Genomic DNA, 18,186 nt, shown 5'->3' on the forward strand with positions numbered 1-18,186 from the left:
CTTCCGGTGAGCGAACGTCCGGGACGAAAGCCCTCTCCCCGTCGGGGAGAGGGTTGGGTGAGGGGAGCTTGCGGCGGCCCCTCGCGGCCGCGCCTTACGCGGCGATGAACTCGTTCCAGCGGCGGACCATGTAGCGGTCCTCGTCCATGACCGAGTTCCAGCAGGCTACCGCGCCCATGCGCTGCTCGAACGAGCCGCCATCGCGCACCGCGCCGGCGGTGTACATCACCTTGCCCTCGGGCGAGAGAATGTCGGTCTTGGCCGGCTGGCCGAGCATCCAGAACGCCCATTCGTCCGGCGTCATGTTCTTCTCGGCGGTGGAGAGCACGGCGGAATAATAGCCCTGCCGGTTGAGATAGGCGCCGACCCAGCCGGAGAGATACCAGTTGATGTATTCATAGGCCGCGTCGAGCTGCGCGCCCTTGAGGTGCTTGGCGATGCCGAGGCCGCCGCCCCAGGCGCGGTAGCCCTCTTCCAGCGGCTGGTAGACGCAGGGAATGCCCTTGGAGCGCACCGCCGCCACCGCCGGCGACCACATCGACTGGATCACCACCTCGCCCGAGGCCATGAGGTTCACGCTCTCGTCGAAGGTCTTCCAGAAGGCGCGGAACTGGCCGGCCTGCTTGGTCTTGATGAGGAAATCGATGGTGATATCGATCTCCGCCTTGGTCATGTTGCCCTTGTCGGCATATTTCACGATGCCGGCGCTCTCGCAGATCATCGCCGCGTCCATGATGCCGATGGACGGGATGTTGAGGATCGAGGTCTTGCCCTTGAAGGCGGGGTCGAGAATGTCCTTCCAGTTCTTGATCGGCCGGCCGACAAGATCGGGGCGGATGCCCAGCGTGTCGGCGTTGTAGATGGTCGGGATCAGCGTCATCCACTGGGTCGGCGCGGGGGCGAACTTCTTGGAATCCGGGCCCTCGACGAAGCTGACCGTGTTCGGCGCCGTGCCCTGCGCGATCTGCGATTGCGGGGTCAGCTTGCCGGTGGTGAAGATCGGCACGATCTGGTCGTAATACTTGATCTTGGCCACATCCATCGGCTGCAGCGTGCCGGCGGCGAACACCTTCTTGCAGATCCAGTATTCGATGTCGGCGATGTCGAAGGAATTGGCCTGCGTCACCACGCGCTGCGACACCGCGTCGGAATCCAGCGCCGTCATCTGCAGGGTGATGCCGAGGTCCGCCTTGCACTTCTCGGCGATGGCGTTGAGGTTCGAGACGCCGGTGCCGAACTGGCGCAGCGTGATCGGGTTCTGCGCCCACACGGTGGGAAAGCCGGTGACGGCCTGCCCGCCGACGGCAAGGCCGCCCAGCGCCGCCGCTCCCTTCAACAGGCCGCGGCGGCTGACGCCCGCCCCGGCTGGCGCCGTCTTGCCGGCCGTGCCTGCCGCGCCGGACTTGGCGGACTTGGCGCCGGTGCGATCCGTGGTCTTCTGGCTCATGAACTGTCTCCCGAGCGTTATCGGCATTGGCGTGAAGCGGTTGAGGATTCAGGCGGCAGGCGAGGCTTTGAGGATGTGGACGTCCTGCGGCGTCCAGGCGAGCGGCACGGCGTCGCCGACGCTGAGCGGCGCGGCGAAGAAGGCCGTCTCCGGCACCTGCACGGCGAATTCCGCCACGCCGGGCGCGGCGAGCGCCACCTGCACCTTCTGGCCGTGATATTCGATGTTCTGCACGAGGCCGGTGAGGCCGCACCCAAGCATCGCCCCGGCGCCGAGCGTCACCCGATCGGTGCGCACGGCGATCTCCACCGGCGCCCCCGGCTCCAGCCCCGGCGCGGCCGGCGCGCGGAAGGAGGCCCCACCCGGCACCTCGAACGTCACCTCGTCGCCGCCAATGGCGGTGACGCGCCCGGCGATCACATTATGGTCGCCCATGAAGCGGGCGACGAAGGCGGTGGCGGGGCGATTGAACACTTCGCGCGGCGTGCCCGCCTGCTCGATCCGCCCGCCATTCATCACCACCACCAGGTCGGAAAGCGCCATCGCCTCCTCCTGGCTGTGGGTGACGTGGATGAAGGAGATGCCGAGCTGAAGCTGCAATTTCTTCAGCTCCTGCCGCACCTTGATCTTGAGGAAGGGGTCGAGGGCGGAAAGCGGCTCGTCCAGCAGCAGCACCTGCGGATCGGTGATCAGCGCCCGCGCCAGCGCCACGCGCTGCTGCTGGCCACCGGAAAGCTGGGCGGGGCGGCGCTCGGCCAGATGGTCCATCTGCACCAGCTTGAGCATCTCCATGGCTTTCGCCCGGCGCGACGCCTTGTCGACCCCCTTCATCTTCAGCGAGAAGGCGACATTGTCGACCGTGTCGAGATGGGGGAACAGCGCGTAGCTCTGGAACATCATCGCCGTGCCGCGCTTGGCCGGCGGCAGGTCCGTCACCACGGTGGGGCCGAGGCGGATATCGCCTTCGGTGATGCTCTCATGGCCGGCCATCATCCGCAGCGTCGTGGTCTTGCCGCAGCCGGAGGGCCCGAGCAGGCAGCAATAGGTGCCGGCCGGAATCTTCAGCGAGACGGACTCGACCGCCAGCGCCGCGCCGTAGCGCTTGGTCACCTCGATGAGTTCAATGTCGGCGCCCTTGCTCATGTGGTCGGCATGGCTCCCCTGCTGCTCCGAACAGGCGGTGGCTCTCGCAAGCGATATGCCAGTCGGGGCAACCCTGCCGCGAAGCCCGGCCCGTCTCGCTCGCCGGAAGCCGGCGCCTTTCCCGTGCGGAGCAGAGTACCCCACGCGCCGCGCCCTTGCCTAGCGAACAGGCAGAGCGCCTGCCCGGTGACCAGATCCCGGCCCAGACCGCGCCCGCGCCGGCCCTGTTCTGCGACGCATGACGGATTGAGCGTGACGCGGTGATGCCGCACTCTAGATAGGTCCATAGCCCGCAGAGGCATGCCCGCGCATGGAGCGCGGGGATCAGGGAGATCGCCGGATGATACGCACGCTCATCGCCGCCGCCATGGCCACGCTCTTCGCTGCCGGCACCGCCGGCGCGCAGGATTTTCCCAACCGCCCGGTAACGCTGGTCATTCCCTTCTCCGCTGGCGGCTCCACCGATCTGGTCGGCCGGCTGATCGCCGAGCGCATGAGCGCGGAACTCGGCCAGCCCGTGGTGGTGGAGAACAAGGGCGGCGCCGGCGGCAATCTCGGCGCGGCGCAGGTCGCCAAGGCGACGCCTGACGGCTACACCATCCTGATGGGCACGGTCGCCACCCACGCGCTGAACCCGACGCTCTACAAGAAGATGCCCTATGACCCCGTCACCAGCTTCGCCCCGGTGTCGCTGCTGGTCATCGTGCCGAACGTGCTGGTGGTGCACCCGGACTTCCCGGCCAAGACCACCGAGGAGCTGATCGCGCTCCTGAAGAAGGACCCGGACAAGTACTCCTACGCCTCGTCGGGCAACGGCACGCCGCTGCATCTCTCGGGCGAACTGTTCAAGAGCATGGCCGGGGTCGACATGCAGCACATTCCCTATCAGGGCGCCGGCCCGGCGCTGATCGACGTGCTGTCGGGGCAGGTGCCGATCATGTTCGACAACCTCCCCTCCTCCACCGGCCACATCAAGTCCGGCAAGCTCAGGGCGCTGGGCGTGACCACGGCCAAGCGCGCGCCCTCCTTCCCCGACCTGCCGGCCATCGCCGAGGCGGTGCCGGGCTATGAGACCTACACCTGGAACGCCGTCTTCGCCCCCGCCGGCACCCCGCCGGAGGTGGTCGCCAAGCTCAACGCCGCCGCCAACAAGGCGCTGGAAGACCCGAAGGTGCAGGCGCGCCTCGCCGATTTCAGCGCCGTCTCGGTCGGCTCGACCCCGGAAGAGCTGGGCGAGCATGTGAAGAAGGAAATCGCCAAATGGGCGCCGATCGTGAAGGCGTCCGGCGCGCAGCTGGACTGAGGCAGAGGCCGCTCGTCCATCGCCCCCTCTCCCAGACGGGGAGAGGGGGTAAGCCCCTTCAGAACACCGTGCCGTCGGCGTCGATGGCGAGCGGCGGCGGGCCGGCGGGCGGACGGCGCTCGGCGGCGATGCGGCGCCCCGCCGTCCAGGTGCCGCCCTGCAGCAGCTTGGCGAGCGGAAATTCCGAGGCGTCGAGGCCGAGCCGCTCGCGCACCCGGTCGGCGAGTCCGTCCATCAGCGCCACGGTGAGCGCGCGCCATTCCACCACCATCTCGGAATCGACCCGGTGCTTGTGGCCGGGGTCGAGCGGGGCGCGCGGCACGATCGCGCCGAGGTCGATCAGCAGGCCGCCATTGCGGTATTCCGGCAAGGCGGTGAGCGCGTCGAGATCGGTGACGGCAAGGCCGGAAGCCTCGAACGGCTCCAGCAGCGAATAGGTCAGCCATTGCGACAGCTTGTGGAACGGCACCAGCTGGTCGGAGAGATCGTCCATCCGCACCGCCGGGTGGCGCCCGACATCGCCCAAAGCCATGCCCGCCACCTCCAGCCCCGAGGGCCAGATGACGGAGAGCCCGTCGAGCAGCGCCTTGAGGATGGCCTCGGCCGGCAGCCGGCCGATCCGCGCCTGCGGGGCGAGTGTGTCGTAGAGCCCGCCCGGCCGCCCGCCCGGCCCGAACACATCCGGCCGCGCCGCCACCGCCTGGCCGAGCCGGTTCAGCAGCGCCGCCCGGCCGGCGAGACCCACGAGCGGATTTTGCTCCGACACCTGAAAGAACCGGCCGAGCGTCGCCGCGTCGAGGCCGATCAGCGCGGAGGCATCCGCGCGCAAAGGCTGGCCGGGATCGGCGGAGAAGCCGCCGGCCGCGAACATGTTCACGCTCGCCACCGCGAGGCCTTCCGAGCGGCCGATGCTGAGCCCGGTCCCCTCCTCCCGGTAGCGCCAGGCGTCCCCGGCCCCGGCGTCGAGCAGCACGCTGACCACGGCGAGGTCGATCATGGTGCGCGCGCGCTCGGCGGCGTCGACGCCCTCCAGCCGTTCGGCAAGCCGCTCCCAGCGCGCCATCCCGCCGGCATCGAAGTGCCGCCAGCGGCTGTGATAGGGGATGTCGAGGCTGGGATAGTCCTGCCGCGTCACCCCGGCCACATAATCCGCCACCCCGTCCAGCGCGGCGAGATCGACGGAGAAATGCGGCGAGCGCCCTTCCTGCACATAATCGAGCACCTGATGGCTGCGGGCCCGCACGGCGGCGGGCGAGCGCAGGGCGGCGAGTTCGGGGGGAAGGCTCTGGGGCGGGGTCATGCGGTACTTTCTTTCTGCGACGTCCTCCCCGGAGCGACGTCATCCTGAGGTGCGAGCGCAGCGAGCCTCGAAGGATGTTCTCTTAGGGCGGCTCTGCGATGACCATCCCTCAAGCCCGGCGTGCGCCGGGCATTTCAGGATGACGTGGCGTTGTAGGACAAAGAGCCCCCTACTCCTCCAGCGCCCGGCCCTGCGTGGCGTCGAATTGGCTCTGGAAGCCGCCGCTGAAATAGCCGGCGGAGACCTTCGCCTCCATCTCGACGCGGGCGTCGAGCGGGATCAGGTCTTCGGGGATCGCCACCCGCTCGCCCACCGTGATGCCGGCCCGCTCCAGCGCGTTGAACTTCATGTCGCTCATCGAGGCGAAGCGGTCGATCCGCGTAATGCCGAGCCAGTGGAACACGTCCGGCATCAGCTCCTGGAACCGCATGTCCTGCACGCCGGCGACGCATTCGGTGCGCTTGAAATAGGTTTCGGGCAGGTCGCCGCCCTCCTGCCGCTTGCGGGCGTTGTAGACGAGGAACTTCGTCACCTCGCCCAGCGCGCGCCCTTCCTTGCGGTTATAGACCACGAGGCCGACGCCGCCCTTCTGCGCCATCTCCACGCAGATCTCGATGCCATGGGCGAGATAGGGCCGGCAGGTGCAGATGTCGGAGGAGAACACGTCGGAGCCGTTGCACTCGTCATGCACCCGGCAGGCGAGCGGGGTGATGCCGTCGCCGATCTTGGCGGGATCGCCGAACAGGTAGAGCGTCATGCCGCCAATGGGCGGCAGGAACACCTTGAGGTCGCCGCGCGTCACCAGCTCCGGGAACATGCCCCCCGTATGCTCGAACAGCGCCCGGCGCAGCGCGCCCTCGGAAACGCCGAAGCGGGCGGCGATGCCGGGCAGGTACCACACCGGCTCGATCGCCGCCTTGGTCACGCGGACATCGCCCTTCGGCCCGATGATGTCGCCGTCGATCTTCAGCCGGCCCGCGCGCAGCGCGTCGCGGATTTCCGGCATGTCGATATGGGCGCGGGTGATGGCTATGCTCGGGCGCACATCGAGCCCGGCCGCCACCTCGGCGCCGAACGCCTCGCCGATCATGTGGCCGAACGGGTCGAGCGAGACGATCTTGCCGGGATCACCCCATTGCGGGTGCGGGCCGATAATGTCGGAAGGCGCGGTATTGGTGAGGTCGGCCTTGAAATCGGCCGGCAGCGCCCCGGCCGCGATGGCCAGCGCGCGATAGACCGCGTAGCCGCCGGCATGGGTGCCGATGGCGTTGCGCCGCGTGGTGTCGGTGAGGGTGGCGACGACGGGGCCGCGCAGGGCCGGGTCGGGGGCGCCCCAGTTCAGCACCGGGCCGTCGGCGGCAACGCCGGTCGACGCGCCATGGGAGGTAAGGACGATGTGGTTGCGGGAACGACCGCCTGCACTGGCATTGACGGACATATTTGGCTCGCTTCAAGTCCGGCGGACATCGCCGGCGTCCTGGAAGCAACGCATGTGAGCGTGAAAACGCGGCTTCCGCAAGGGGGCGGCGCACGGGTCGAGCAAAAAAACGGACGGGATGGTCCGTTTCTTGTATCGGATTTCGCGCTATCCTGACGCCAATGGCAGGCTCCGGCACATGGCCGCAGACCGCCCCCACCCCGAGGACGACGCCGAGATGAACGCGCCCACCAGCCCCAAGGCCGCCCTGCCGCCGAACATTGTCGTCGTCGACCACCCGCTGATTCAGCACAAGCTGACCCTCATGCGCCGCTCGCGCACCCCGGCCAACGAGTTCCGGCTGCTGCTGCGCGAGATCAGCATGCTGCTGGCCTATGAGGTGACGCGCGACATGCCCACCGAGATGACCGAGATCGAGACGCCGCTCACCACGATGCAGGCGCCGATCCTCGCCGGCAAGAAGCTCTGCTTGGTCTCGGTCCTGCGCGCCGGCGGCGGCATTCTGGAGGGCATGCTGGAAATCCTGCCCGCCGCGCGGGTCGGCCATGTCGGGCTGTACCGTGACCCGGTCTCGCTGGCGGCGGTGGAATATTATCTCAAGCTGCCGCGCGACATTTCCGAGCGCACCGCCATCATCCTCGACCCGATGCTGGCCACCGGCAATTCGGCGGCGGCGGCGGTGTCGGAGGTCAAGGCGGCGGGCTGCCAGTCGGTGAAGTTCGTCTGCCTCATCGCCGCGCCGGAAGGGCTGAAGACGCTGCACGACGCCCATCCCGACGTGCCGGTCTATACGGCGGCGGTCGACAGCCATCTCAACGACCACGGCTATATCGTGCCCGGCATTGGCGACGCCGGCGACCGCATCTTCGGCACGAAATAATCGGCACCAGGTCAAGCGCCCGAACTTTCGGCGCCGGCGCGGAAAATTGCCGCTTATCGGGGCTTCTCCCCGGCGCCGGACCGATCTAGGCTTGAGGCAAATGTCCCTAGGGTTCCGGTGCCGCGACGCTGCCGCGGCGCGCTGGTCCGAGAGGGGCAGCCGGGCACACCTGACAGGGCCCGGTCCACGGCGGGACAAAAGCCCGGGAGGCTCGCGCGGCGGCATTCGCGGCGAAGACCCTTCCGCGTGCGCGCCAGGGTCTCCCCGCGAGGGCCGTCAAGGCCCTTCGACGAATGGAGACAGGACATGCCCCACCCGTCCAGCATGCGTCACTCCCTCACCCGTTCCCGCCGCTTCGCCGGCCTCGCCCCGGCCCCGCAGCGGCAGCGCCTGCATCACCCCAATTTCGAGATCCGGGGCATGCAGGGCTGGAAGGCGCTGGAGGCCGAGGAAAGGCTCTCCGAGGATGGCTGGCGCAAGGAGCAGCAATGGGCGCTCGACATGGGCCTGCCCGGCGCGGACTCCATCACCGACAAGTCGATCCCGACCTTCGCGCGCGGCGAGCTGCCCCACTTCGCCGGCATCAACACCTTCATGAAGGCCCCTTACGTCGAGAATGTCCGCGATGTCGGTAAATACGACGCCGCCGTGCTCGGCATTCCGTTCGATAGCGGCACCACCTACCGGCCCGGCACCCGCTTCGGGCCGCAGGGCATCCGCCGCATCTCGGCGCTGTACACCCCCTATAATTACGAGCTGGGCGTCGACCTGCGCGAGCAGATGACGCTGTGCGACGCCGGCGACGTGTTCACCATTCCCGCGAATCTCGAAAAGAGCTTCGACCAGATCTCCAAGGGGGTGAGCCACGTCTTCTCCTCCGGCGCGCTGCCGATCATGCTCGGCGGCGACCATTCGATCGGCTTTCCCTGCGTGCGCGGCATCGCCGAATGCACCTCCAAGCGCATCGGCATCATCCATTTCGACCGCCACATCGACATCCAAGAGAAGGATCTCGACGAGCGCATGCACACCACGCCCTGGTATTGGGCGACCAACCTGCCGAATGTCTCGCCGAAGAACCTCGTCCAGCTCGGCATCGGTGGCTGGCAGGTGCCGCGCTATGGCGTGCAGGAGGCGCGCAAGCGCGGCACCAATGTGCTGACCATCGACGATATCGAGAAGATCGGGCTGGAGAAGGCGGCCGAGATCGCGCTGGAACTGGCCTGGAAGGACGCCGACGCGGTCTACATCTCCTTCGACGTCGACAGCATCGATTGCGGCTTCGTGCCCGGCACCGGCTGGCCGGAGCCCGGCGGATTTTTGCCGCGCGAGGCGCTGAAGATCCTCGGGCTGGTGGCGGCGGAAGGGCTGTGCGGGCTTGAGGTGGTCGAGGTTTCCCCGCCCTACGACACCTCGGACATCACCGCTCTGTTCGCCACCCGCGTGGTGGTGGAAGCGCTCGGCTCCATGCTCGCCCATGGCAAGCTGGGCAGCCACAAGCACATGATCGACAAGCCGGTGAGTTACTGAGCCGCCGACGTCATCCCGGACGGCCGCAGGCCGATCCGGGATCGTTCGCCAATGTTGCGCCTCACTGTTACGCGGTCCCGGATCGACGCGCCTGCGGCGCCTCGTCCGGGATGACGATCCCTGAAAGGCGAAAGCGATGCATCGCGGCCACGACCATCATCACCACGAATCGCACGGCGCCGGCGGGCACTCCCATGCCGAGGCGCATTCCCACGCCCATTCAAACGCTCACTCCCATGGCCATAATCACGGCCACTCCCCGCGCCCGGCGGCGCAGTGGCAGACGCCGCATCTGCCGCACGCGCCGGAGGCGGGCGACGCGGCCCCGGCCGAGCCCGACCTCGACCTGGTGGAAAAGGCCTTCGTCGAGAGCTTCGCCACCGCCAGCGACCCCACCAGCTTCCTGCGCCTCGCCCGCGTGCCGTTCGACGCGGTCACAGCGGAGGGCACGCGGGTCAGCCTGCTGCGGGTGGAGACCGGCGAGACCACCGATATCGGCGCGGTGATGCCGCATCTGGGCGGCGGCAGCTTCCGCTACGATCCGCTGCCCGCCGCCATGGTCTCGCGCCGGCGCACGCTGCGCTTCGTCTATTTCGACGGCAGCGCGCCGGTTCCGATGACGCTGGCGCAGGTGCGCGCCCTCGCGCAGACGTGAGAGCGGTGGCTTTCCGATAGGCGCGCCCGATCGCCGCGTCAGGGCTTTGCCGGGTTGATCGGAACCGCTCCAAAGTTCATGGTGCCGACACAGTGCCTCGCTGGCCCGCCGGCGACGCCCAGTTGGGATGCGCCATGGACTACGCCCGCTTCTTCCAGGATGCCGTCGACACGCTCAAGAACGAGCGTCGCTACCGCACCTTCGCCGAGATCGAACGCGACACGGCGCGTTTTCCGCACGCCATCTGGCACACGCCGCAGGGCAAGCGCGACATCGTCATCTGGTGCTCCAACGACTATCTCGGCATGGGCTGCCACGAGGCCGTGGTCGAGGCGATGTGCGCCACCGCCCGGCAGGCCGGCGCCGGCGCCGGCGGCACCCGCAACATTTCCGGCAACAGCCATGCCGTGGTCGAGCTTGAGGCCGAACTCGCCGATCTGCACGGCAAGGAGGCCGGGCTGGTCTTCACCTCGGGCTATGTCTCCAACCAGACCGGCATCGCCACGCTGGCCAAGCTGATCCCCGACTGCCTGATCCTGTCGGACGCGCTGAACCACAATTCGATGATCGAGGGCGTGCGCCAGGCCGGGCGCGAAAAGGTGGTGTTCCGCCATAACGACCTCGCCCATCTGGAAGAGCTGCTGCGCGCCGCCGGCGACCGGCCGAAGCTGATCGTGTTCGAGAGCATCTATTCGATGGATGGCGATGTCGCCCCCATCGGCGCCATCTGCGACCTCGCGGAGCGCTACGGCGCCATGACCTATCTCGACGAGGTGCACGCGGTCGGCATGTATGGCCCGCGCGGCGCCGGCCTTGCCGAGCGCGACGGCGTCATGCACCGGGTCGATGTGATCGAGGGCACGCTGGGCAAGGCGTTCGGCGTGGTCGGCGGCTACATCACCGGCTCGCGCGCGGTGATGGACGCGGTGCGCTCCTATGCGCCGGGCTTCATTTTCACCACCGCCCTGCCCCCGGCGGTGGCGGCGGCCGCCGCCGCGTCGGTGCGCCACCTCAAGGCCTCCGCCAGCGAGCGGGCCCGCCAGCAGGCGCAGGTCGCCAAGGTGAAGCGGGCGCTGGATCTGGCCGGGCTGCCGCAGATGACCACCGACACCCATATCGTGCCGATCATGGTCGGCGATGCCGAGGCCTGCAAGGCGGCGAGCGATATGCTGCTTCAGGACCACGGCATCTATATCCAGCCGATCAACTACCCCACCGTGCCGCGCGGCACGGAGCGGCTGCGCATCACCCCCGGCCCGTTCCATGACGACGCGCTGATCGCCCATCTGGCCTATGCGCTGACCGATGTGTGGAGCCGGCTCGGGCTCGACTTCGTCAAGCGGGCGCAAGCGGCGGAATAATCCGCCGCGAAACGCGACCAAGCGGCGGAGTTAGCCGCCGCGCGTCAGTCCTTCGGCTCGGTCTTGTCGATCTCGACATTCTCGGACGGGATGGCCGCCCGGCCGAAGCACAGCCTTGCGATGACCGGGATCGCCAAAGCGAGGCCGAGAAAGCGCACCAGATGGTGCGCGGCGACGAAGGCCGGGTCCATGCCGAGCACGAAGGCCATGATGGTCATCGCCTCCAGCGCGCCGGGCACATAGGCCACCAGCACCTTGGGCAGCGGCTCGTCGGCCAGCCAGGCGCCGAGCACGGCGAAGGCCAGCGCGATGGCGGTGGCGATCGCCAGCGCCACCAGCGAATCGACCAGGAAATGCCGCAGCGTGGCGATCCGCGTGCCGGCGAAGCGGCTGCCGGTATTGGCGCCCAGCACCACGAAGCCGACGATCAGGAAGATGTCGGGCAGTCGCCCCTCGATCAGCCCGAAGCCGTGCACCAGCGCGCTCGCCAGCATGGCGCCGACCATGGCGCCGCCGGGAAAGCGGCTGCGCTCGGCGAGAAACCCGCCAAAGATGCCGACGCCGAGAGAGGCGAGGAAATTCGCCATGTCCGGCACGACAGGGTTGATCGGCAGCGTGCCGGAGGGCTCATGGCCAAGCCCGCCAATCGCCGCCGGCAGCAGCGCCACCAGCACGAACAGCCGCAGCGACTGGCCGAACACCACCCGGCGCGTGTCGGCGCCCGAGCTTTCCGCCATGACCAGCACGGTGGAGAGCGCGCCCGGCGCGGCGGCGAAGAAGGCGCTGCACCGGTCCCAGCCGGCGACCTTCTCCAGATAGAGAATCACCGCCACCATCATGACCGGCACCGAGGCCACCAGCACTGCCATCGTCACCGGCCAGGCGGTGATGCCGCTCAGCGTTTCCGGCGTGATCGCCGAGCCCATCGAGGTGCCGAGGATGATGTAGACGCCGAGCCTTGTGTTCTTCTCCACCCCCACCGGGGCGCCGAGCAGCGCCGCCAGGGCGGTGGCCACCAGCGCGCCGGAGAGCCAGCCCGCCGGCATGGCCAGCCAGGCGAAGAAGGCACCGCCGGCAAAGGCGAGGGCGAGCGTCGCGCCATACCAGGCAGAACGTTTGGCGGTAGGCGACGTCAGAAAGGCAGGCAGCGGCATCGGGCAGGAACCTGGGGCGGGAGCCCCGGCACGCCCGAGGGCCTGCGCGAACGCCCGCAACGCGGCGACATTTGCGCGGGATCAATGCGACGAATGCCGGGGCGGGTCAAATCCTCTGCATGCATAACACAACGCTCATCCATGCAGAGCGGGCCGTGCCCCGCTACACCTCCTACCCCACCGCGCCGCATTTTACCGGCGCGATCCGGGCCGGCGCGCATGCGGACTGGCTCGCCGTCCTGCCGGCGCAGGCCAGCGTCTCGCTCTATCTGCATGTGCCGTTCTGCCCGGCGCTGTGCTTTTATTGCGGCTGTACCACCAAGGCGACGCGCCGGGCCGAGCCGGTGGCCGCCTATGCCGAGCGGCTGGAGCGCGAGATCGACCTCGTCGCCGCCCGCATTGGTGGGCGCAGCGTAACGCACATCGCCTGGGGTGGCGGCACCCCGAGCCTGCTGGGGCCGGCGACGCTGAGGCGGCTCGGGGAGCGACTGGCCGAGGGCTTCCAGCTCGACCATCTCGCCGAATATGCCTTCGAGCTCGACCCGCGCGAGACCGACGAGCCGCTTGCCGACGCGCTGGCCGCGATGGGCGTCGACCGTGTCAGCCTCGGCGTGCAGGATTTCAGCGCCCATGTGCAGCGGGCGATCGGCCGCATCCAGCCCTTCGCCACGGTGGAGCGCGCCATGCGCCTGCTGCGCGAGGCCGGCATTTCCTCGATCAATCTCGACCTGATGTATGGCCTGCCGCACCAGAGCGAGCGCGACATTCGCCGCACCACCCAGCTCGCCACGCTGCTGGCGCCGGAACGGCTCGCTCTGTTCGGCTATGCTCATGTGCCGTGGATGCGCGCCAACCAGAAGATGATCGACGAGGCCGCCCTGCCCGGCGCCGCCGAGCGGCTCGACCAGTCGGAAGCGGCACGCGAGGTGCTGCTGGCCAATGGCTATGTCGCCATCGGCCTCGACCATTTCGCCCGCGCCGACGATCCGCTCGCCCGCGCGGCCGCCTCCGGCCAGCTCAGGCGGAACTTCCAGGGCTACACCGCCGACCAGGCCGATGTGCTGATCGGCATGGGCGCCTCGGCGATCAGCCGCTTTCCCCAGGGCTTCACCCAGAACGCGCCGGATGCGGGCTCCTATATGCGCGCCATCGACGATGGCGGCTTCGCCACGGTGCGCGGCGTCGCCTTCACCGCGCAGGACCGCCAGCGCGGTGCCCTGATCGAGCGGCTGATGTGCGACCTCGAAGTCGATCTCGACCCCTCGACGCTGGCCGATGCCGCCCCGCGCCTCGCCGACCTCGCCGCCGACGGGCTGATTACGCTGGAAGGCCGGCATGTCGCCATGACCGCCGGCGGGCGCCCCTTCGTGCGGCTCGCCGCCGCCGCGCTGGACCACCGGCTGCAGAGCCAGAACGCCGCCCGCCACTCGGCCGCCGTCTGATCCGCCGGCTCGCCAAAGAAAAGGCGCCCCGCGACATGGGGCGCCCGATCACCTTCCCAAAAGAAAAGGGCGCGCTGCGAAACGGGGCGCCCGATCACCACCCCAAAAGAAAAGGGCGCTCCGCGATGCGGGGCGCCCAGGTGCTGGAAGGGAGGAAGCGTCGGCCTCGGGCAAGGAGAGCCGGCGGAGGCGCGGGACGGTCAGAGCGCCCCGGCGAGGCGGCGCATGCTGCCGCGATCCTGGATGCGCACCTCGTCGGCCCGCTGCAGCACGACGAGGCCGCGCCGCTTGAGTTCGGAAAAGGCCCGGCTCACCGTCTCCAGCGTCAGGCCGAGGAAATCGGCGATCTCCTGCCGGGTCATCGACAGATGCAGCGTGCCGCCGACCATGCTCTCCGGCATCAGCCGCAGCAGGAAGAAGGCCACCCGCTCCAGCGCCGACATGCGCCCCAACACCAGCGCGTGGGAATGCATGACGCAGAGCTGCGCCTCGAAGCGCCGCAGCAGCCGGGCGGCCAGCACAGGGTCGCGCTCCAGCGCGCTGCGGTCATGGGTGTTGATGGTGGCCGGCGTCAGCGTCTCGGCCGAGCAGGCATAGATATCGGCATGGGCGAGGCCGAACACGTCGCCGGGGCCGAGCAGTTCCACCACTTGGCGGCGGCCGTCGGGAAGCAGCTTGCTGAGCATGACAGCGCCGTCGACCACTTCCATGATGCGGCGGGCGGGATCGCCCTCATGCAGCACGGTGACATGGGCGGCGATCCGCATCGTCGGGCAATGGGGCTCGGCGCCATAGGGCGGGCGAACGGTGCCGCCGGTGCGTTCGTCGATGATCTGTCGCATCTTTATCGCTCCACCCTTGATCTTGCGCAAAGCTAGCGGGCAAAGCGGGCCGGCACAGTTCGGTGGGCTGCGTAAGGGACTTTCCGGAAGCGCCGGCGAAAACCGCCCGCCGGGGCGCCGATTCCCGCCGGCGCGGCGCCTCAATGGGGCGGCAGAACCCGGGCGATGGCGTCGACATCGAGCGGCTTGCGCATCACCCCATCAGGCACCAGTCCGCGCAGCTGATGGTCGATGAAGCCCTGCGACTGGCCGGTGATGACCACCACGCGCGGCGGCGCGGCGAGGTTGAGCAGCCAGCGCACCAGCTGCGCGCCCGGTATGCCGGGCAGGCTGAGATCGACGATGACCGCGTCCGGCGCCTCGGGCACAGAGCCTTTGAACAGGCTCTCCGCATCGCGATGAGAGATCACCGTGTGTCCGATATTGCGCAGGATGAGGGCGAGCGAATCGCTGACCCCGGCATCATCCTCGACCACGTGAACTCGCAAGGGCTATCTCCCGCTCTTTTCACAGACAGTGGAAAAGAGCGGGGGCATCAGCAATTCGTAGGGATGCGTAGAGGGCCGCGTCCTGCACGGGCGTGGCGCAAGGCCGTCCGCTCAGTCGCGCATGTCCTTGAGCACGATGCGCACCAGGTCGGCGGCGTTCTTGGCGCCGAGCTTTTCCATGATGCGGGCGCGGTGCACCTCGATGGTGCGCGGCGAGATGCCGAGCGTGCGGCCGGCTTCCTTGTTGGAGGCACCGGAGGCGATCTGCACCAGCACCTCGCGCTCGCGCGGGGTGAGCAGGTCATGGCCGGGGAAATGCGCCGTCAGCAGGTCGCCCGGCTCGGCCGAGGCGCGCCGTCCATGGGCGGCGATGGCGTCGCGCACCCGCTCCAGCACCGTGTCGGCGTCGAACGGCTTCTCGATGAAGTCGAGCGCGCCGTGGCGGATGGCGTCCACCGCCATGGGAATGTCGCCCTGGCCGGAAATGATGAAGATCGGCGCCGGGTAGCGGTCGGCCTCCAGCTCTTTCAAAATGTCGAGCCCGGAGCGGCCGGGCATGTGAACGTCGAGCACGATGCAGGAGGGGACATGGCTGCGCGCCACCGAGAGGAAGGCGGCGCCGTCGGAGAAGCCCCGCACATGGTAGCCCTCCAGGCTGAGCACGAGCGAGAGCGCATCGCGCACTGCGGCATCGTCGTCGACGATGAAGACCTCACCCAGATGCGCCATCAACGGTCCCCCTCACCCGACCTCGCCCGGCATCGACGCCGCCGGCAGGACCAGCGAGAAGCACGCGCCCCTGCCGTTGCCGCCGGGATCGACCAGCAGGTCTCCCCCGTGGTTCTGGGCGATCGTCCGCGAAATCGCAAGGCCGAGCCCCATGCCGCGACGTTTTGAACTAGCGAAGGCTTCGAACAGCTTGGGCAACGCCTCCGGCGCGATGCCGGGGCCATTGTCCTGCACCTCCAGCCGCACGCTGCCGTCGCTGGCGCGGGTGCGGATCTCGATCGCCGGGTCGGGCATGCCGGACGCCGCCTCGATGGCGTTGCGCACCAGATTGACCACGATCTGCTGAATCTGCACCGGGTCGACCGACACCGGCGGCAGGTTCTCGCCCGTCTTACGGTCGATGCGGATGCGGTGACGCTGGCCGAGCAGGGTCAGGTCGATCGCCTCGTCGATCAGCGGATCGAGCGGGCGTACATGGCGCTCGGGGTCGCGCTTTTCCACGAACTGGCGCATGCGCTGGATGATATGGCCGGCGCGCTCGGCCTCATTGGCCGCCTTGTCGAGAATGTCGCCCACCACCGTGACGATGTCGATGCCCCGGCTATGGGCGCGGCGGATCGCCTGCAGATAGAGCATCAGCGCGGTCAGCGGCTGGTTCAGCTCATGGGCGATGGCGGCCCCCATCTCGTCAATGGCGGAGACGCGGGCGAGGTGCACGAGCTCGCTCTGCAGATCGGCGAGCCGCTGCTCGCTCTCCTTGCGCGGGCGCAGATCGCGCAGAATGCCGATGAACTGCCGCCCTTCCGGGGTGGCCGCCTCGCCGACCGACAGCTCCAGCGGGAAGACGGTGCCATCGGCATGCCGGCCCTGCACCTCGCGGCCGATGCCGATGATCTTCTTCACCCCGGTGCGGATATAGCTGCCGACATAGGTGTCGTGCTGGCGCGCATATTCGGTCGGCATGACCAGCTTGACGTTCTGGCCCACCGCCTCGCTGGCGGCGACCCCGAACATGCGCTCGCAGGCCTTGTTGAAGATCAGGATGCGCGCGTGCTCGTCGATGACGATGATGCCGTCGGCGGCGGTGTCCAGCACCGAGAGCAGCCGCGCCTCCGAGACCGTCGGCGGAGGCAGCGCATCGGCGGGTGGCGCAAAATCCTTCATGATTTCAGTGTGCTCCGCCAGCACGCCGGCCGCAACCGCTGCAGGCGCGATTTCGGTCGATGAGGCCCCGCCGCCGGTTCATTTCTGCAGCCAGCGCACCAGCCGGTCGGTCGCCTCCACCATCTGCGCCTCGCCGCGGGCGAAGCACATGCGGATATAGCTTTCCCCGCCGGGGCCGAAGGCGGTGCCGGGAGCAAGGCCGATCCCCGCCTCGTCGACCAGCTTGAGGGCGAGGTCCCGCATGTCCGCCTCGCCCTCGACGCCGAAGAACATGTAGAAAGCGCCCGGCGGCGAGGCGAAGCGCACGCGGTTGGAGGAGGCCAGCCCCTTGGCCACGATGTCGCGCCCGCGCCGCGCCCGCTCGATCTGGTGGGTGACGAAGCTCTCGCCGCGCTCCAGCGCCGCGACGCCCGCCCGCTGCATGAAGGCGGCGACGCCGGAGGTCGAGTACTGGATCAGGTTCTCCAGCACCGGGCCGAGCGAGGGGTGCGCCTCGATCCAGCCGAGCCGCCAGCCGGTCATCGCCCAGTTCTTCGAGAAGGTCTGCACGAAAAGGATGCGGTCGTCCTCCTCCATCACGTCGTGGAAGGAAGGGGCGAGGGCCGGGCCGCCCTCCTCCGCCTCGTAGAAGAAGCGGCCATAGATCTCGTCGGCGACGATCCACAGACCATGCCGGCGGGCAATGTCGAGCACGCCGCGCAGCGTGTCCGGGGAGGCGACGAAGCCGGTCGGGTTGGCCGGCGAGTTGATGAAGATGACCCGCGTGCGCGGCGTCACCGCGCTCTCCAGCCGGTCGAGATCGAGCCAGAAGCCGCGCACCTCGTCGAAGGAGAACGGCACGAACACCGGCCGCGCGCCCACCACCTCGGCCGCCGCCGCCGCATTCGGCCAGGACGGCGAGGGGATGAGGATTTCATCGCCCGCCGACAAAGTGAGCGCCAGCGCCACCTGGATCGCCTGCATCCCCGAGCCGGTGACGTAATAGCGCTCCGGGTCGTCCACCACGCCATAGAGCCGGTGCATGTAGCGGGCGAGCGCGGCGCGCAGCTCCGGGATGCCGCGCTGCCAGGTGTAGAAGGTCTCGCCCGCCGCCAGCGAACGGGTCGCCGCCTCGCTGATGAAGGCCGGGGTCGGCAGGTCGCCCTCGCCGGCCCAGAGCGGGATCAGCCCCTCTTTCCGGCGGCCATAATTCATCACCTCGACAATGCCGCTCTCCGGCAACGAGAGCGCCTGCGGGCGGATATGGTCGAGCAGCGAGGGCTTGGCGAAGAAGGGCGCGGCGTCGGCGGACATGGGGAAACCTGAGAGAG

Annotated in this window: 16 protein-coding genes and 1 riboswitch; of the genes, 6 read left to right on the forward strand and 10 right to left on the reverse strand. The window is 68.8% G+C overall.

Annotation, left to right across the window (positions count from 1 at the left end; all coding sequences use genetic code 11):
* Window positions 1-94: 94 nt before the first annotated feature.
* Window positions 95-1,447: an ABC transporter substrate-binding protein gene (locus tag BLO63_RS07305; RefSeq protein WP_162841781.1), complete on the reverse strand. Its 1,353-nt coding sequence runs from the start codon at window positions 1,445-1,447 to the stop codon at window positions 95-97.
* 48 nt (window positions 1,448-1,495) lie between these two features.
* On the reverse strand, window positions 1,496-2,590 hold the full coding sequence (locus BLO63_RS07310; protein ID WP_091438288.1) for an ABC transporter ATP-binding protein: 1,095 nt from the start codon (window positions 2,588-2,590) through the stop codon (window positions 1,496-1,498).
* Between the two features lie 340 nt (window positions 2,591-2,930).
* On the opposite strand from BLO63_RS07310, the gene BLO63_RS07315 reads away from it, so the two are divergent.
* Complete coding sequence (locus BLO63_RS07315) at window positions 2,931-3,893, forward strand: Bug family tripartite tricarboxylate transporter substrate binding protein (protein ID WP_091438291.1); 963 nt, start codon at window positions 2,931-2,933, stop codon at window positions 3,891-3,893.
* A 58-nt stretch (window positions 3,894-3,951) separates the two neighbouring features.
* On the opposite strand, the gene BLO63_RS07320 is transcribed toward BLO63_RS07315, so the two are convergent.
* Window positions 3,952-5,193: a URC4/urg3 family protein gene (locus BLO63_RS07320; RefSeq protein ID WP_091438293.1), complete on the reverse strand. Its 1,242-nt coding sequence runs from the start codon at window positions 5,191-5,193 to the stop codon at window positions 3,952-3,954.
* Between the two features lie 169 nt (window positions 5,194-5,362).
* Entirely contained in the window at window positions 5,363-6,631 is a 1,269-nt protein-coding gene (locus BLO63_RS07325; protein WP_091438295.1) for a GTP cyclohydrolase II, read from the reverse strand.
* Between the two features lie 217 nt (window positions 6,632-6,848).
* On the opposite strand from BLO63_RS07325, the gene upp reads away from it, so the two are divergent.
* The 4 genes from upp (at window position 6,849) to hemA (ending at window position 11,057) form a co-directional block, all read left to right on the forward strand.
* On the forward strand, window positions 6,849-7,511 hold the full coding sequence (gene upp, locus BLO63_RS07330; RefSeq protein WP_018389136.1) for a uracil phosphoribosyltransferase: 663 nt from the start codon (window positions 6,849-6,851) through the stop codon (window positions 7,509-7,511).
* A 95-nt stretch (window positions 7,512-7,606) separates the two neighbouring features.
* Window positions 7,607-7,722: riboswitch (guanidine-I (ykkC/yxkD leader) on the forward strand.
* A 113-nt stretch (window positions 7,723-7,835) separates the two neighbouring features.
* Window positions 7,836-9,041 (forward strand): agmatinase family protein, encoded by a 1,206-nt coding sequence (locus BLO63_RS07335; RefSeq protein ID WP_091438819.1) that lies wholly within the window; start codon window positions 7,836-7,838, stop codon window positions 9,039-9,041.
* A 136-nt stretch (window positions 9,042-9,177) separates the two neighbouring features.
* Window positions 9,178-9,696 (forward strand): hypothetical protein, encoded by a 519-nt coding sequence (locus BLO63_RS07340; RefSeq protein ID WP_091438297.1) that lies wholly within the window; start codon window positions 9,178-9,180, stop codon window positions 9,694-9,696.
* Window positions 9,697-9,830: 134 nt separating this feature from the next.
* Window positions 9,831-11,057, forward strand: coding sequence for a 5-aminolevulinate synthase (gene hemA, locus BLO63_RS07345; RefSeq protein ID WP_091438300.1), 1,227 nt, complete (start codon window positions 9,831-9,833; stop codon window positions 11,055-11,057).
* Between the two features lie 44 nt (window positions 11,058-11,101).
* On the opposite strand, the gene BLO63_RS07350 is transcribed toward hemA, so the two are convergent.
* Entirely contained in the window at window positions 11,102-12,211 is a 1,110-nt protein-coding gene (locus tag BLO63_RS07350; protein WP_091438303.1) for an AbrB family transcriptional regulator, read from the reverse strand.
* 119 nt (window positions 12,212-12,330) lie between these two features.
* On the opposite strand from BLO63_RS07350, the gene hemN reads away from it, so the two are divergent.
* Window positions 12,331-13,653 (forward strand): oxygen-independent coproporphyrinogen III oxidase, encoded by a 1,323-nt coding sequence (hemN, locus tag BLO63_RS07355; RefSeq protein ID WP_091438305.1) that lies wholly within the window; start codon window positions 12,331-12,333, stop codon window positions 13,651-13,653.
* A 200-nt stretch (window positions 13,654-13,853) separates the two neighbouring features.
* On the opposite strand, the gene BLO63_RS07360 is transcribed toward hemN, so the two are convergent.
* The 5 genes from BLO63_RS07360 to BLO63_RS07380 all read right to left on the reverse strand — a co-directional run bounded on the left by BLO63_RS07360 (window position 13,854) and on the right by BLO63_RS07380 (window position 18,169).
* On the reverse strand, window positions 13,854-14,495 hold the full coding sequence (locus tag BLO63_RS07360; RefSeq protein ID WP_091438307.1) for a Crp/Fnr family transcriptional regulator: 642 nt from the start codon (window positions 14,493-14,495) through the stop codon (window positions 13,854-13,856).
* Between the two features lie 140 nt (window positions 14,496-14,635).
* Window positions 14,636-14,983 (reverse strand): response regulator, encoded by a 348-nt coding sequence (locus BLO63_RS07365; RefSeq protein WP_244517714.1) that lies wholly within the window; start codon window positions 14,981-14,983, stop codon window positions 14,636-14,638.
* A 111-nt stretch (window positions 14,984-15,094) separates the two neighbouring features.
* Entirely contained in the window at window positions 15,095-15,712 is a 618-nt protein-coding gene (locus tag BLO63_RS07370; RefSeq protein ID WP_091438312.1) for a response regulator transcription factor, read from the reverse strand.
* A 12-nt stretch (window positions 15,713-15,724) separates the two neighbouring features.
* The gene (locus tag BLO63_RS07375) at window positions 15,725-16,876 is read right to left on the reverse strand and encodes a sensor histidine kinase (RefSeq protein ID WP_091438315.1); all 1,152 of its coding nucleotides are present in this window, start codon (window positions 16,874-16,876) and stop codon (window positions 15,725-15,727) included.
* A gap of 78 nt (window positions 16,877-16,954) precedes the next feature.
* The gene (locus BLO63_RS07380; RefSeq protein WP_091438318.1) at window positions 16,955-18,169 is read right to left on the reverse strand and encodes a pyridoxal phosphate-dependent aminotransferase; all 1,215 of its coding nucleotides are present in this window, start codon (window positions 18,167-18,169) and stop codon (window positions 16,955-16,957) included.
* Between the last annotated feature and the right edge of the window lie 17 nt (window positions 18,170-18,186).

It is taken from the genome of Ancylobacter rudongensis, from assembly GCF_900100155.1.
GTDB classification, from domain to species: Bacteria; Pseudomonadota; Alphaproteobacteria; order Rhizobiales; family Xanthobacteraceae; genus Ancylobacter; species Ancylobacter rudongensis.

Coding starts and splice junctions, on each gene's coding strand:
- BLO63_RS07305 (WP_162841781.1), bottom strand. CDS start 1,447: ATGAGCCAGAAGACCACGGATCGCACCGGCGCCAAGTCCGCCAAGTCC.
- BLO63_RS07310 (WP_091438288.1), bottom strand. CDS start 2,590: ATGAGCAAGGGCGCCGACATTGAACTCATCGAGGTGACCAAGCGCTAC.
- BLO63_RS07315 (WP_091438291.1), top strand. CDS start 2,931: ATGATACGCACGCTCATCGCCGCCGCCATGGCCACGCTCTTCGCTGCC.
- BLO63_RS07320 (WP_091438293.1), bottom strand. CDS start 5,193: ATGACCCCGCCCCAGAGCCTTCCCCCCGAACTCGCCGCCCTGCGCTCG.
- BLO63_RS07325 (WP_091438295.1), bottom strand. CDS start 6,631: ATGTCCGTCAATGCCAGTGCAGGCGGTCGTTCCCGCAACCACATCGTC.
- upp (WP_018389136.1), top strand. CDS start 6,849: ATGAACGCGCCCACCAGCCCCAAGGCCGCCCTGCCGCCGAACATTGTC.
- BLO63_RS07335 (WP_091438819.1), top strand. CDS start 7,836: ATGCGTCACTCCCTCACCCGTTCCCGCCGCTTCGCCGGCCTCGCCCCG.
- BLO63_RS07340 (WP_091438297.1), top strand. CDS start 9,178: ATGCATCGCGGCCACGACCATCATCACCACGAATCGCACGGCGCCGGC.
- hemA (WP_091438300.1), top strand. CDS start 9,831: ATGGACTACGCCCGCTTCTTCCAGGATGCCGTCGACACGCTCAAGAAC.
- BLO63_RS07350 (WP_091438303.1), bottom strand. CDS start 12,211: ATGCCGCTGCCTGCCTTTCTGACGTCGCCTACCGCCAAACGTTCTGCC.
- hemN (WP_091438305.1), top strand. CDS start 12,331: ATGCATAACACAACGCTCATCCATGCAGAGCGGGCCGTGCCCCGCTAC.
- BLO63_RS07360 (WP_091438307.1), bottom strand. CDS start 14,495: ATGCGACAGATCATCGACGAACGCACCGGCGGCACCGTTCGCCCGCCC.
- BLO63_RS07370 (WP_091438312.1), bottom strand. CDS start 15,712: ATGGCGCATCTGGGTGAGGTCTTCATCGTCGACGACGATGCCGCAGTG.
- BLO63_RS07375 (WP_091438315.1), bottom strand. CDS start 16,876: ATGAAGGATTTTGCGCCACCCGCCGATGCGCTGCCTCCGCCGACGGTC.
- BLO63_RS07380 (WP_091438318.1), bottom strand. CDS start 18,169: ATGTCCGCCGACGCCGCGCCCTTCTTCGCCAAGCCCTCGCTGCTCGAC.